The sequence below is a fragment of the Mucilaginibacter sp. genome, from assembly GCF_036568825.1.
GTDB lineage: Bacteria > Bacteroidota > Bacteroidia > Sphingobacteriales > Sphingobacteriaceae > Mucilaginibacter.
In genome coordinates this window covers 60,001-74,452 of sequence record NZ_DATCRU010000026.1, presented here as the reverse complement: position 1 = coordinate 74,452, position 14,452 = coordinate 60,001, and the positions used below count along the sequence as shown (strand labels likewise).

Annotated in this window: 16 protein-coding genes; 7 read left to right on the top strand and 9 right to left on the bottom strand. The window is 42.0% G+C overall.

Features of this window, described 5'->3' with window-relative positions:
- The first annotated feature begins 24 nt into the window (after positions 1-24).
- Both hemH and VIM89_RS05360 read left to right on the top strand, forming a co-directional pair.
- Positions 25-1,086 carry a ferrochelatase gene (gene hemH / locus VIM89_RS05365; protein WP_488155105.1) on the top strand — a complete coding sequence of 354 codons (1,062 nt, stop codon included), beginning with the start codon at positions 25-27 and terminating at the stop codon, positions 1,084-1,086.
- 68 nt (positions 1,087-1,154) lie between these two features.
- A complete protein-coding gene (locus VIM89_RS05360) occupies positions 1,155-1,547 on the top strand; it encodes a cytochrome c maturation protein CcmE domain-containing protein (RefSeq protein ID WP_488155104.1) in 393 nt (130 codons plus the stop codon).
- A 47-nt stretch (positions 1,548-1,594) separates the two neighbouring features.
- Here the strand turns inward: VIM89_RS05360 and VIM89_RS05355 are convergent, their stop codons facing one another.
- From VIM89_RS05355 to ppsA, 6 genes are all read right to left on the bottom strand, one after another.
- On the bottom strand, positions 1,595-2,848 hold the full coding sequence (locus VIM89_RS05355) for a sensor histidine kinase (RefSeq protein ID WP_488155103.1): 1,254 nt from the start codon (positions 2,846-2,848) through the stop codon (positions 1,595-1,597).
- On the bottom strand, positions 2,848-3,315 hold the full coding sequence (locus tag VIM89_RS05350; RefSeq protein WP_488155102.1) for a response regulator transcription factor: 468 nt from the start codon (positions 3,313-3,315) through the stop codon (positions 2,848-2,850). Before VIM89_RS05350 ends, VIM89_RS05355 begins: the two co-directional genes overlap by 1 nt.
- Before the next feature lie 5 nt (positions 3,316-3,320).
- Positions 3,321-3,518, bottom strand: coding sequence for a response regulator (locus tag VIM89_RS05345; RefSeq protein WP_488155101.1), 198 nt, complete (start codon positions 3,516-3,518; stop codon positions 3,321-3,323).
- A gap of 145 nt (positions 3,519-3,663) precedes the next feature.
- On the bottom strand, positions 3,664-4,422 hold the full coding sequence (locus tag VIM89_RS05340) for a glucose 1-dehydrogenase (protein ID WP_488155100.1): 759 nt from the start codon (positions 4,420-4,422) through the stop codon (positions 3,664-3,666).
- A gap of 28 nt (positions 4,423-4,450) precedes the next feature.
- Positions 4,451-4,972 (bottom strand): flavodoxin domain-containing protein, encoded by a 522-nt coding sequence (locus tag VIM89_RS05335; protein ID WP_488155099.1) that lies wholly within the window; start codon positions 4,970-4,972, stop codon positions 4,451-4,453.
- Between the two features lie 13 nt (positions 4,973-4,985).
- Positions 4,986-7,415 (bottom strand): phosphoenolpyruvate synthase, encoded by a 2,430-nt coding sequence (gene ppsA / locus VIM89_RS05330; RefSeq protein WP_488155098.1) that lies wholly within the window; start codon positions 7,413-7,415, stop codon positions 4,986-4,988.
- A 146-nt stretch (positions 7,416-7,561) separates the two neighbouring features.
- On the opposite strand from ppsA, the gene VIM89_RS05325 reads away from it, so the two are divergent.
- From VIM89_RS05325 to VIM89_RS05315, 3 genes are read left to right on the top strand one after another with little or no spacing between them, the layout of a single operon-like run.
- Positions 7,562-7,942, top strand: coding sequence for a hypothetical protein (locus VIM89_RS05325; protein ID WP_488155097.1), 381 nt, complete (start codon positions 7,562-7,564; stop codon positions 7,940-7,942).
- Positions 7,943-7,960: 18 nt separating this feature from the next.
- Positions 7,961-9,424 (top strand): MBL fold metallo-hydrolase RNA specificity domain-containing protein, encoded by a 1,464-nt coding sequence (locus tag VIM89_RS05320; protein WP_488155096.1) that lies wholly within the window; start codon positions 7,961-7,963, stop codon positions 9,422-9,424.
- Positions 9,396-10,352: a 1-phosphofructokinase family hexose kinase gene (locus VIM89_RS05315; protein ID WP_488155095.1), complete on the top strand. Its 957-nt coding sequence runs from the start codon at positions 9,396-9,398 to the stop codon at positions 10,350-10,352. The genes VIM89_RS05320 and VIM89_RS05315 overlap by 29 nt, the downstream gene beginning before the upstream one ends.
- Positions 10,353-10,425: 73 nt before the next feature.
- Here VIM89_RS05315 and VIM89_RS05310 read toward each other — a convergent pair whose 3' ends face one another.
- Positions 10,426-10,791: a response regulator gene (locus tag VIM89_RS05310; RefSeq protein WP_488155094.1), complete on the bottom strand. Its 366-nt coding sequence runs from the start codon at positions 10,789-10,791 to the stop codon at positions 10,426-10,428.
- 201 nt (positions 10,792-10,992) lie between these two features.
- Here VIM89_RS05310 and VIM89_RS05305 point away from each other — a divergent pair, with 201 nt between their 5' ends.
- The gene (locus VIM89_RS05305; protein ID WP_488155093.1) at positions 10,993-11,850 is read left to right on the top strand and encodes a universal stress protein; all 858 of its coding nucleotides are present in this window, start codon (positions 10,993-10,995) and stop codon (positions 11,848-11,850) included.
- A gap of 12 nt (positions 11,851-11,862) precedes the next feature.
- Entirely contained in the window at positions 11,863-12,726 is an 864-nt protein-coding gene (locus VIM89_RS05300) for a universal stress protein (RefSeq protein WP_488155092.1), read from the top strand.
- A gap of 273 nt (positions 12,727-12,999) precedes the next feature.
- Here the strand turns inward: VIM89_RS05300 and VIM89_RS05295 are convergent, their stop codons facing one another.
- On the bottom strand, positions 13,000-13,404 hold the full coding sequence (locus VIM89_RS05295) for a hypothetical protein (protein WP_488155091.1): 405 nt from the start codon (positions 13,402-13,404) through the stop codon (positions 13,000-13,002).
- 40 nt (positions 13,405-13,444) lie between these two features.
- On the bottom strand, positions 13,445-14,431 hold the full coding sequence (locus tag VIM89_RS05290) for a zinc-dependent alcohol dehydrogenase family protein (RefSeq protein ID WP_488155090.1): 987 nt from the start codon (positions 14,429-14,431) through the stop codon (positions 13,445-13,447).
- Positions 14,432-14,452: the final 21 nt, after the last annotated feature.

The following is a 14,452-nucleotide window of genomic DNA, read 5'->3' as shown; positions in this document are numbered from 1 at the left end:
CTTGAACACATAAAAGAATACAAAATGTACAAAAAAGGAATATTGTTAGTGAATTTGGGAACACCTGACAGTTCATCTACTGCCGACGTAAGGAAATACCTGAAGGAATTTCTGATGGATGAAAGGGTTATTGACATCCACCCCTTGCTTCGCAGTTTATTGGTCAAGGGGATCATCGTCCCTTTTAGGGGGCCAAAATCGGCTAAATTGTATAAGAAGATATGGAGCGAAGAATCCGGCTCACCCTTACTGCAATACAGCTATATTCAACAACGCCTTTTGCAGCAAAAACTTGGAGTTGATTACCAGGTAGAGCTGGGTATGCGTTATCAAAAGCCATCTATTGAGAAGGCTTTAAATCGATTTAAAGCTAACGGAGTTGAACACATTACGATTATTCCTTTATTTCCTCAATATGCATCTGCAACAACCGGTTCCGTGTACCAGGAGGTCATGCGACTATTAAGCACCTGGCCTGTCATGCCGGGCCTTTCCTTCATCAACTCGTTCCACGACAATGCACTGATGATTGATGCTTTTGCTGAAAATGGGAAGGATTTCGAACCTCACCGATACGACCATGTGTTGTTCAGTTTTCACGGTGTCCCAAAACGACATTTAAGGAAAGCCGGATGCAATGACCTGCACGTGCATAGACAAAGCGATTGCTGCAAAGCCCTGACCGGTCAAAATAAATTTTGTTATGCTGCGCAATGTTATGATACTGCACGGCTGATCGCATCAAAACTCAACCTCCCTACTTCAAAATACTCTGTTTCATTTCAGTCTAGGCTTGGAAATGATCCCTGGCTTGAACCGTATACAACCAGGGTGTTAACCGAATTAGCCAAAGCCGGTAAAAAGCGGGTATTGGTTTTTTGTCCGGCCTTTGTTGCAGACTGCCTTGAAACGATCTATGAGATCAAAGAGGAAGGTTTAGAACTATTTGTAAATGCCGGTGGAAAAGAACTCGACCTGGTACCCAGCCTGAATGACTCCCCTATATGGATTGAAGCGCTTGCTGAACTGGCTACTCGAAATTCTTCGCAAGCCGAATCCGGCGACTTTGTGAAGACTAGAACGTAAACCCTTAGGAAAGCACAGATTGCGACCAATTAACACTGAATAATAAATAATAAAGAAATATCAATAACGTGAAAAAAGGATCCATTCTAGGCATTTTAATTATTTCGATAACTATCGCGGTGATCATAAGCACCTATTCCAATTCCAGCACCTACGGGTCATTTGACGAAGCCAGCTCCGTTAAAACCGAATTACAGATCATAGGCCGGCTTGACAAAAACAAACCTTTGGTTTACGACCCGGCGAAGGATGCCAATTTGTTTTCCTTTTTCGTTCTTGATAAAAATGGAAGGGAATGCCAGGTCAGTTATACAGGTGTAAAGCCCCAGGATTTTGAACGTTCGGAACAGATCGTCTTAACCGGTCAGATGACCGGCAATATTTTTCATGCATCACGGATACTTATGAAATGTCCTTCAAAATACACCAATAAGAGTATAGAATTTACTGCAAGGAAGTAAAAAATAAGATTTGATCAGGTGAACACTAAACGGCCGGGAGCTGACAATCAGAATAAAACGAAAAAGCGATGGAAAGGAGGAGTAAATTGGTACTCCAGCTTAAATCCATATGTCAGACAAATATTTCTTGCTATTGTCAAGCCAAGTCCGGTACCTTCCGATGATGGGCTTTTCTCGAAACGTTCAAAAATCCGCCGCGTGTCCAGCAGTTGTTCATTCCCTGTATTTTCAATCGATAGCATGCTTTCATCGAGAAAGATTGCAGTTTCTCCACCTGTGTAATTGTGCCTGATAGCGTTAGAAAGTAAATTACTGATTAAAATATCAATAAGGTACTTGCTTGCTTTTATCGTTTTTGGCAATAAGTTGAGATTGATTTTGATATTTTTCTCCAGCATCACATCCTCAAATTGGGCGACCTTTTGCTTAATACATTTGCTCAAATCTAATTCGCTAACGTCGTGAATCAGGCCGTTGTCTATTTTCACCAATAGAAGTAATGATTGATTTAAGTGTGAAAGTCTGCGGCTAGCAGAGTAAATATCATTCAGTTGCTCCAGTTGGGCACTATTAAGTGTTTCATCCTGTATCAGGTTATCGAGCTTGGAATTAATCAGAGCAACCGGAGTCATCATTTCATGAGATGCGTTCTCTGTAAAAAATTTCAGGCTTTGGTACTCATCTTTTGCTCTTTCCTCCATATGAACAATAGCCTCATTCAGTTCTACAAACTCCTTAATTTTTGTTGGATTCACTGTGATCGGCTTTGGCTCTCCCGTCAAAGAAAAATCCTTGAGATGCCTCAATAACTGGTAAAATGGTTGCCAAATTCTTTCAAACACAATTCTATTAACTATCAGTAGTGTCATGAAAAGCAAAATGATTAGTGCTAAGGTGATAGTGGAAACCAATTTTAGCACACTTTGCGTTGTTTCTGTAGACGCAGTAATAATCATCCTGTAATTTGTGCCATGGAACCGAACCGTACCTATAATTGCGCGACAGGGGATAGTTTTTTCACCTGAATTCGTCGAAACAATTGTATCTGTAGAACGGGTGGCTTCAGAAGATTGTCCGATGCCTTGAAATTTTGCCTCGTAAGTATCAAATTCAAATGGTTTCGGAAAACGTTGATGCTGATCAATAAAACCAACTTTCTCTGCAAATTCTTCAGTAAGGTCCCGATCGAGCTGCTGATCTGAGAGGTAGGAAATCGTTTTAAAATAGATGATTCCGCCAATCACAAATATGATGAGAGACACAGATAAACTAACCAAAGTGTACTTTGAAAGAAGCTTCATCAATTAAATTTATAACCTATGCCGTAAACAGAAGAAAAATAATCCTTACCTGTCGCCTCCAATAGCTTCTTCCTAAGGTTTTTGATATGGGTATATAAAAAGTCGAAACTCTCGCCCCATACAGACTCATCACGCCATAGGTGGTCGACCAAAGCATTATGACTAACTACTTTATTTTTATTAGCTATAAAATAAAGGAGCATTTCAAATTCCTTTCTTGTTAACGAAAGCGACCTACCGTCGATTCTGACGTCCATCATATCGAGATCTACAGTAATCTGGTCGTAATTAAGTAGGTTTTCTCCTTTAAAATTTCTGCGACGGTAAATGGCCATAATGCGGGCCTTCAATTCAGCAAGGTGAAATGGCTTGACAAGATAATCGTCAGCGCCGAGATTGAGTGCAGTCAAACGGTCGTCAAGCGCATTGCGTGCTGAAATTATAATTATGCCTGCATCTTTACGCATTGATTTTAAAAGTCCAATATTTGAAGTCCTGTACCGTCAGGTAAACCAATGTCAAGAATTATGACGTCGTATTCGTATAATGATATTTTATCAGTAGCCGTTTTTACGTCCCTGGCTATTTCACAAATATTTCCTTCTTCGGTTAAGTAGGTTTTGATACTACTGACCAAAACTTCCTCATCTTCTATAATCAAAAGTTTCAAAACGCTTGTATAAAGATTTGAAGTTAGGCTATAATTTTGAAGCCATTCTGAATTTTTCAGATACAACTCGATTAACTATGTAGTGTTGGCACCCCAAAAGACTTAATTATGACGATCCGTTAACGATATGGAAATGCTTGAGGTATTAATATGCCGTCCATCCACCATCCGCGGTAACAACTGCTCCGTTTACAAAGGCGGCGCCGTCCGATGCGAGAAATAAAGCCAATTCAGCTATATCGTCGGGATTAGCTGGCAGTGGCGTATTGTTCGCGCCTGCCATCATTCTTTCGAAACCAAAAGGATGCGGTTCCATACCATGGGTGATGTTCGTATTTACTCCTCCTGGTGCAATAGCGTTGCAGCGAATGCCTTTTTGCGCATAATCGTAGCCAATGTTTTTTGTAAGGCCAATTAAGGCGTGCTTGGATGCAGTATAGGCGCAACCGGCCCGTCCTCCAAATAGCCCTCCGATTGATGCAACATTGATAATTATACCTTTTTTCTTTTTGAGGAATATTTTAACAGCCCGGCGGCATGTATAAAATGGTCCATTGAGGTTCACTCCTATTACACGGTCCCACAATTCACTGGTGACATCTTCAACCGGAGTGAAGTTGTCCATAATACCGGCATTGTTCACAAGGATATCAAGTGTTTTAAAATTATGGATGGTAAAATCGACTAGCTGATCGATGTCGCTTTCCCGGGAAACATCGGCAGCAAAACACAACGCAGTGCCACCATTTGCTTCAATACTTTTCGCTACCGCCTCAATGTTTATTTGATGCATATCAGCCAGGACAACTTTTGCGCCATTAGCGGCAAACAATGTCGCTATGGCTTTTCCTATACCTGATCCAGCGCCTGTAACCAGCGCTACTTTATTAGTCAATATTTTCATTTTTCCAGGTGTAACTATTACTAATCGGTTAAACTATTTTTTCAGTGTTTGTATAATGAAGTACGCTTTTTATCAGAGGGTTAACATGCTCCCTTTTTACCGCATCATAACCTCGCGTCATCATATACCTTATTTGGCGATCTTTTTGCCTTAGGGCAGCTGCTTTTATCATAAATCTATGAAACCATGATAACTTTGACATATCCACACGGCCTGGCAGAAAATGCACCTCGCAATGCCTGGCCAGATCACCATGTATATTTTGCCTGATGATATTATCCTGCGCACGCTTATCTTCGGCTGAGCCACACACTACAAAAAGTTTGATGCTTTTTGTAAGTAATAGACTTTCATTCTTCAACAGCCAATGTTTTAACAAAAGGTTACCAAAATAAACCGGGCTGCCAATGATCAACATGTCATATTCTTCGAGACTATCCCCAATTTGTTTATCAATGTCCAATACAGGCAAATAGAGCGCTTCAGCTATCCATTTGGCATATTGCTCTGTTGAACCGTATTTCCCCTTATAAATTACAATTCCTTTCATAATACTTGCTCTCCTACATTACCAGGTTTTTAAGTCCGGCCAGCTCACTTTGTATTTCTGTTTCACGTTGCCCCTTCAAAACCTGGTTGATATTGTTTATACCGTTAATCAATGCATCCGGATTAAAAGCGATACTGTCAATTCCGGCTTCTACAAGCATCCGTGTAAATTCTTTCGAATCGCTCGGCGCCTGACCACAGAGTCCAACCTTACGGTGCAGTTTCCTGGCCTTTTCGATCATCATTACTATCAATCTTTTGCTTGCTTCATTTTGTTCGTCAAAAAGATCTGCTATCAGAGATGAGTCACGATCTATCCCTAATGTCAATTGGGTAAGATCATTTGAACCGATAGAAAACCCATCAAATATTTTGGCAAATTCTTCGGCCAAAATCACATTGCTCGGTATTTCGGCCATGACAAAAACCTCAAGACCATTTTTGCCGCGTTTCAAGCCAAATTTTTCCATTCGAGCTATCACTTTTTTGCCTTCGTCAACCGTCCGGCAGAATGGGATCATCAGTTTCACATTCGTCAGGCCCATCTCGTTACGGACAAATTTCATTGCTTCGCATTCCAGCCTGAAGCCTTCACGATAGCGATCACTGTAATATCTTGACGCTCCACGAAATCCGATCATAGGATTCTGTTCCTCCGGTTCGAAGCTTTTTCCTCCGATCAGGCCAGCATATTCATTAGTTTTAAAATCGCTCATGCGGACAATAACTTCCTTCGGATAAAATGCAGCCGCTATAGTAGCTACACCCTGCGATAACTTCTCGATGAAATAAGTTTCTTTAATTGGGTAATTCCTGGTTAGGCCGGTAATTTCCAGCCGTTCAGACTCATCCGTTAACTTATCAAAATTCACCAATGCCAGCGGGTGTACCTTAACATAATTACTGATGATAAACTCCATACGCATCAAGCCAACACCGCAGTTTGGGTAACGCGACAATTCAAAAGCCTGATCAGGTTCGCCGATAATTAATTGCGGCTTTACAAGCTCGGGTAATTCGATGCTGCTTACATCACTAACTGTTTCTTCCCATAAACACCTTCCTCTGTAAATAATACCCCTCTTCCCTTCAGCGCAGCTTAAGGTGATTAATTCGCCATCTTTGATGGTTTCAGTGGCATCTTCTGTACCTACAATGGCTACCGCACCCAGTTCGCGGGCTATGATGGCCGCATGGCTGGTTCTGCCGCCTTTATTGGTCACTATCCCAGCCACCTTCTTCATTATTAGGTCCCAGTCGGGGCTGGTAATATCAGTTACCAAAATATCACCCGGTTGCAGTTTTCCGGCTTCAGCAGGTGATGACAATATGCGTGCACAACCGCTTGCGATCTTGTTGCCTACAGCCTCACCAGTAGTAATAGTTTCTCCCTTTTCTTTGATCTTGTAGGATGTTATTTCAATTGATCTTTCACGGCTATGAACGGTTTCAGGTCGTGCCTGGATGATGTATAGTTGATGATTGATCCCGTCTTTCGCCCATTCAAAATCCATTGGCTTTTGATAATGATCTTCGATAATGAGCGCCCATTCAGCAAGTTTCTCAACTTCTTTGTCATTGAGCACAAAGCGTTCGCGCATTTCCCATGGTGTATCTTTATTAACTGTGGTGTTTACATCATCATCTTCATCGGCGTAAACCATCATTTTGGTCTTTGTTCCAAGGTTTCGTTGCAGTATAGCTTTCTTTCCTTTTTTTAATGAAGGTTTGAAAATCAAAAACTCGTCCGGGGTGACTGCACCTTGTACAATATTTTCGCCAAGCCCCCAAACACCTGCGAGGTGCACTACATCCCTGAAACCCGACTCCGGTTCGAGTGTAAAACCTACGCCTGAGCAACCCAAATCAGCACGAACCATTTCTTGTACACCCACTGAGAGGAACACTTTATTATGATCGAAACCCTTATCCTCGCGGTACTTTATAGCGCGATCGGTATATAACGAAGCGAAGCATTTTTTTACGGCATAAAGCAAAGCGGTGTGCCCCTGCACGTTCAAATATGATTCATGCTGCCCTGCAAAACTTGCATCGGGCAAATCTTCGGCAGTAGCGCTGCTGCGTACGGCAACTTGCTGACTACTATCATCAAAGAGATAATCATAAGCATCTGTAATACCAAAACTTAAGGGTGGAGGCATATGTGCATCCATAATGAGTTTGCGTGCCTGAGCGCCGGTCTTACCGAGATTTGAAAAATCTTTCCTGTCTAGTTTATCCATCAACTCAGAGAGCTGATCTGTAAGGGTATTTTCATCGATAAAATACCTGTAAGCCGATGCGGTTATTGCAAAGCCGTTGGGTACAAGCAAACCCTTTGCAGTTAAATGACTGTACATTTCACCGAGGGAAGCATTTTTACCTCCAACCTCCGCGATGTCGTTTATACCTGTTTCACTAAATTTCCTGATAAATGCTTCCATAATGATTTCGAATAATCTGTTGTTCAAAGCTACTCCGGCTTCTAAGCAATGGCGATGACCTCGGTCAGCCCCGGATGTGACTGATATCACAATTTACTATGTCACAAATCATTAGAGATTCTTCTTATGTAGGCTAATCTTGTATTATGAAACAGATCAATATAAAACACATTGCAAGCCTGCACACTACTACGCTGAATTCGCTTACGTTTTATGAGCAGGAAATTGATATTCTAAAAAAGAGGCTTGAAGAAATAGCATCAAAAAATACAGGGCATGAAGTTTCTGAGGGCATTGAGCATTTCCAAAATCAATTTATTATCCATAGTGAAAAGATCGACGAGCTAAAGCATGCATTTCATTCCAACCTTCAAGCACTCGAAGTACAAATATTAGAAACAACAGCTTATGCAGATGAGGGCTCGCTGGACGACAACGAACATCTGTATGATCAATACCTAATGGAAGAAACATTATTAAATGAACTGCGACACGAATTTCTCCGTTTTGCAGCCAAATGGATGTAACTATTAAATGATATTCTTATGAGCCAGTATCCCGGTATATTAGAAAAAAGCGACCACGGCGTTTACATCGAATCGTTTGGTGCAGCTGAAACGGTAACAGGGTCTAAGCATCTCTTAGCCATGCCCAATTATAACCTACTGATCGATTGCGGATTGTTCCAGGGAATAAAGTACCTGCGTGAAAAGAACTGGGAGCAATTACCAGTCAAGCCATCTTCTATAGATGCACTTATCCTTACACACGCCCATCTCGATCATTGCGGGTATATTCCGTTGCTTGTTAAAAATGGGTTCAGAGGTCATATTTATATGAGCAAGCCTACACGCGATCTTACAGAGTTGATTCTTCGCGACAGTGCAAAACTCCAGGAGGAAGATGCATGGAAAGCCAATAAACATCATTATACAAAACACAAGCCGGCAAAACCGCTATATGATACCGCTGACGTAGAGGCAGCATTACCTTATTTCAGAACGATTGAGTTAAACTTAGCAATTGAGTTAAATGAGAATTTGTCGTTCAAATTTTACATAGCGGGTCATATACAGGGTGCCTGTTCGGTTGAAGTAAAATGTTATCAAAAAACTATTCTGTTTTCAGGTGATATAGGCCGTTATCAATCAGAGCTATTACCGGCTCCCGAGCACCCGGAAAAGGCTGATTTTGTGATTATGGAATCGACCTACGGCGACAGGTTGCATGAAAAGGGAGACGCGGGCGGGGAACTGGCGATGATCATCAATGATACACTTCTAAATGGCGGCAATGTATTAATCCCGTGCTTTGCTGTTGGCCGTGCCCAGGAAATAATACACCTGATATATAAATTAAAACAGCAAAAATCTATCCCGCCAATGGTGCCGGTTTACCTTGACAGCCCGATGGCCTCATCAGCCGACAAGGCACTTTTAAGATATCCGGACTGGCTTAATGTATCCAAAGAGGAATGTGCTCGTATGTTCAGTAGTATTACCATTAACCAAGACGCTCATGGCACGCAGGAGATCATAAAACAAAAAGGCGGAAAAATAATTCTGGCAGCCAGCGGCATGCTCACCGGCGGACGTGTCTTGGAGTACCTGAAGCATTACCTGCACGATTCACGAAATACTGTTCTTATCATCGGTTTCCAGGCAGCAGGAACAAGGGGCCGCGCATTGCTAAACGGCGCTCAGGAATTAAAAATACACGGCCAATATTATGAAGTAAAAGCTGCGGTGAAAGAAATAGGCGAACTATCTGCTCATGCAGACCAGGCAGAGTTATTAACCTGGTTAAAGAAGTTTGACGTAACTCCAAAACGGATCTGTCTTGTTCACGGCGAACCTATTGCACAAGACGCATTACGTTTGAAAATTAAGGATGAATTGGGTTGCACAGCTAAAATATTAAGAGAAGATCAAAAAGAATTTCTCTTCTCAATAACCGGGGAAAATGTTGAATCCACAACCAATGGCGGCGATAATTACTATAACATTTAACCCGGCACTTGACAAAAGCGTAACCGTGCCGGAACTAATCAGCGAAAAAAAACTGAAATGCTCACAGCCTGTTTATGAACCTGGCGGAGGCGGTATTAACGTAGCGCGTGCCATAAAAAAACTGGGGGGCGACCCAACCGCCATTTTTTTAGCCGGAGGCTTTGCAGGCGACAAGATAAGCGAATTGCTTGCAGATGATGGCATCAGGGATAAACGTATCAATATCGCAGGCAACAGCCGTGAAAACCTGATAGTAGCTGATCTTGCAACCAGCAGGCAATACCTGTTTGATATGCCCGGTCCTGCAATTAAGCCGCGCGAATGGCGTGCATGCCTGAACGCATTAGTTTGGGCTGACCTGGTCCAATTTATTGTAGTTAGCGGCAGCATTCCACCTGGCCTTCCCGATGATATATTTAAACGCCTTGCATTTGTTGCTGAAAAGAAGAAGGCCAGATTGATCGTAGATACCTCCGGACAAGCATTACGACAGGCCGCAGAATCCGGTGTATATATGATAAAGCCCAATCTGAAAGAACTCGCATCCCTTGTCGGAGCAGACTCCCTTACACCGGATACTGCAATTGACGCTGCCAAAAAACTAATCGACCATGGTAAGTGCCAGGCTATTGTGGTATCAATGGGCGCGAGGGGGGCATTGCTTGTGACTGAACAGTCAATGGTTGATGTATCTCAGCCTTCGGTCAACGTTAAAAGTACGGTCGGCGCCGGCGACAGCCTGGTGGCGGGCATTGTTTACAGTTTGTCTCAAAATTACAGTTTGGAGGATGCAGTAAGATTTGGCGTTGCCTGTGGAAGCGCTGCCACAATGAACCCGGGCACCGAGTTATGCAGCAAAGCGGATGCCGAACGCATATATGCTGCCATACGCCAGGCTGCTGCTGCAGAAACTATGAATTTATCATAATTCAAAGGAAAACCCGTGTTACATACCATTGCCGCTTTTTACTTTAGAAAGGGAACGTTTGAGTATATTGTATTTACCCTTCAATACAAGCTATGAGCTGCTTTTCATCAAAAGGTTTAAGCAGGTAACAGGTCGCACCCATTTGAAAAGCTTTATCAATCTCATTTTTTTGGGATTGTGCTGTAGAAAATACAAAGCGTATATTCTTGGTTTCTTCGTTACTCATGACATCTTGAAAAACGGAATATCCGTCTATACCTGGCATTATAATGTCACATATAACGACTTCCGGCTTAAGAGATCTTATCATTTGCAACCCTTCATCGCCATTAGCTGCTGTAAAAACCCAATAGCCTTCCAATTCAAGCAATTCGGCAGTGTTTTCTCTTATATCAACATTATCTTCTATGATCAGGATAGTCTTCGAAGCGGCACTCATGTCTGTGGGGGATCGGCTTAAATACACCCTAAGTTCGAAATTAATTGTTACTTAACCAACAACTTTTCTTTTAATATAATAAAGTAATCACCTGAAGTAAAGTATTTTAAAATGTGCTTAAAATCAAATAGTTGACTGACGCCAATCATTCGTCGGGTAAGTATGCATTGCCATATTTGTTATATAAATAATATCAGCGTCATGAAAAATGTGCTTGTCCTTACCGATTTTTCCGAAAACTCCTATACCGCAGCCGAAGCAGGGCTTCTCCTTGCAGGAAAACTGCATACCGACCTGCTTCTGTTTCATACTTATATAAATTATCAAACGATCACCTCTTATGGTGGAGGCGGCTGGATTGTGGATGAGTATACAGAAAGGAAGCATCAGGACCTTATTGGTCTGCAAACAATGACCGAGGGCCTTGAATTATTAAGCAGCCGGTTGGATGCTGAAGACCATAAACCCGTTATCTACAGCGAGTCAAATGACTCCGATCTGGGCCTGGATGTTGCTGATTTAATTCACCGGAAAAATGTTGAAATGGTGGTAATGGGTTCGCGCTCAAACCCGCCGGAGGATATCGGCTTCGGTGCAGACACCAACGCGGTAATTGATTATTCCACGCGGCCGGTATTGATCACACCTGCCGGGACCGATCTCAGGAAAATCCATAAAATATTATTTGCCACCGATTTTGAAGAAGGCGATGTGGAAGCCGTGCATTACATGGCCCGTTTAGCTGAGCTATTTCATTGGAAGCTGGAGATAGTCCATGTCTGTGACACCGGGCACAATCACTGCAACAATAAAGAGGCCGATTTTAAAAATCAATTGGAAAAAATGGATATAACCGGGCTTACTTATCAGGAAATCAATGGAAGAAATGTGATAAAACGTATCCATCGTTTTCTAAGCAGCGAATCCGGAACAATACTGGCAATGGTGCACGTACACAATTCCTTTTTGGTGCGCTTATTCCAGCACAGCCTTGTACGCAAAGCATTGGTGAACCAGGAAACACCCCTGCTCATATTCCCTTCAAAAATGCATAAATAAAAAAGATACGTCATGAAAACAATTCTTATACTGACCGATTTCTCTGAGAATGCTGCTCATGCAGCCGTTACGGGGGTAAACCTTGCAAAAAATTTGCATGCGAATATTTTATTGTTCCATTCGAACACTTCACAAGCACCCAGCCCGTTATACGCCGGGGACTTTACAGTGGTTGATGAGGTCAATTTTCTAGAAAAGGAGAATTTAGAAAAATTAAGAAACTTGGCTAATGCTCTTGAACCATATGTCGAAAGTGAAAATAATGTCTGGAAATCATTCCTTCACTACGATGAAACCATTGGACCACTTGCCTACCAAGTGAGAAATATCCTGGCTACAAAGGATATTGAAATTATTGTAATGGGTGCAAGAGAAGGCAGCCGCCTAGATCACTTCTTCACCGGCAGCGAAACGTTCTCAGTAATCGATCATGCAGATAAGCCGGTACTTGTTATACCACACAATATTTATTTAGATAACTTTAAAAGAATAGTATTTGCGACAAACTTTGCCGAAGACGATGTTAAAGCCCTTCGTTACCTGGCCGGACTAGGTTCGATTTTTAATTACCATATAGAAGTGGTGCATATCAATTCATTTGGCGACGACGACATTACCAAAGAGCTCAGAAAGCTCGAGTTTATGAAACACATTCAAAGGCTTCGCTATCCACATTTAAATATCCAGGAATTACATGGCAAGGATGTGGTGAACCGCCTTAACAGGCTTTGTCAGGAAACTGAAACGGATTTACTCGCATTCACACATTACCGCGATTCTTTTTTCACCAGGCTTTTACATCAGAGCATATCGCGTGAAGCGTTAGAACATCAAAAAGTACCAATGCTGATATTCCCTTCTAAATTTACACTTTAAAGCAAATTGGGAAGGATTAAAAGCTCCGGTTTACTTCCCCAAATCTTTCTGACTTATTTTATTTATGTTTTGTGCCAGGTCTTGGATTAGGGAATTAATTCTTTTGGTTAAAATTTGATTCCCCGCTTTCTCATGTCTTCAGCCAGTTTACCGGCTATTGGCCGGCATGAACAGTTTTTCTGATGTTCTAGATGCCACTCTACTCTCTGCTCAAAACTTGGATTTTTTGGCATAGGGTGTGCCAGATGCCATTCTTTATTGATCTTCATAATCTTATAATTTAGCTATAGCCCAAACAATGAAACCAATTGTTGTAATCAGAAGTATGACGACGTTTGCAATTGTCCCCATTTTTGCATCGTTCCAATCGTTTACTATGAGATACTGTGAAATCACTAATGCTAGAATCGAAAATATCCACCACGACTGACGCCCTGTGGAAAACAGGATAGCTGCAGAAATAAAAAGCAGGCAGGCGATCAACCATAGTAAGCCATTCGACTTGCGTATGGGTTGCACCAATTGAGACAAATCTGCTATTCGAAAGGCTTTGATAAAGCCCATTGAATGAATGGCGCCGTGCAATACCATAAAGACGGCGAACGCTATTTTTATAATCATTGCTTTGAAAATTAATTGTGAATCTATTTGCAATAAAACACAAAAAAAGCCTGACATAAAATGATGATTATCAAGCAAGAACGTGATTATTGTCAATTCACATAACAAGTACGGCAGCGCCTTTTATCTGTCCTTTCCGAAGCTTTTCAACTGCATCGTTAGCCTGGTTTAATGGGAAAAACTCAGTTTGTGTATGGACAGTAACGTTCTGTAGCAAATCAAAGAAATTCAGACCATCCTCACGGGTTAAATTGGCAACAGAGCGGACAGATCTTTCCTCCCAGAGTAAGTCGTAAGAAAAGGCAGGTATCTCGCTCATATGTATGCCTCCGCATATTACCGTGCCTCCTTTATCGAGGTCTTGCAAAGCTTTGGGAATCAGTTCGCCTGCAGGGGCAAATATAATTGAAGCGTCAAGTTTTTCACCAGGTACATCAGAACTTCCGCCAACCCAGTGCGCGCCCAGGCCGCGCGCAAATTGTTGCGATTTGAAATCGCCGTCCCGTGTAAAAGCAAATACTTTTTTGTTTTGTGCCTTGGCTATTTGTATCAAAATATGTGCAGCAGCGCCGAAACCATACATACCTATATTCGTGGCCGAGGGATCGATCATTCTGTACGACCTGAAACCGATGAGGCCAGCGCAAAGTAAAGGTGCAGAAGCAGAATTGTTATATTGTTCGGATAGTTTGAAGCAATATTTGGCGTAAGCGACGGTATATTCTGCATAACCACCATCTATTGTATAGCCCGTAAATTTTGCATTCTCGCATAAATTTTCTTTACCCTTCCGGCAATATTTACAGATGCCACAGGTATAACCCAACCAGGGAACACCAACTAATTGGCCCGTTTTAATATCATTTACGTTACTACCTGTTTTGGTAACAATACCTATGATCTCATGTCCGGGTACCAGGGGTAACTTTGGCTGGGTGAGTTCACCATCGAGCACGTGCAGGTCTGTCCGGCAGATTCCACAAGCTATGATCTTTATTTGCACCTGGTCCTCATCGGGCTCCGGAACAGGTAATTCCCTTAATACAAGTGGACTTCCTTTGCTTTCAAAAACCATTGCCTTCATAAGCGTTCCGAACTTTTAAGT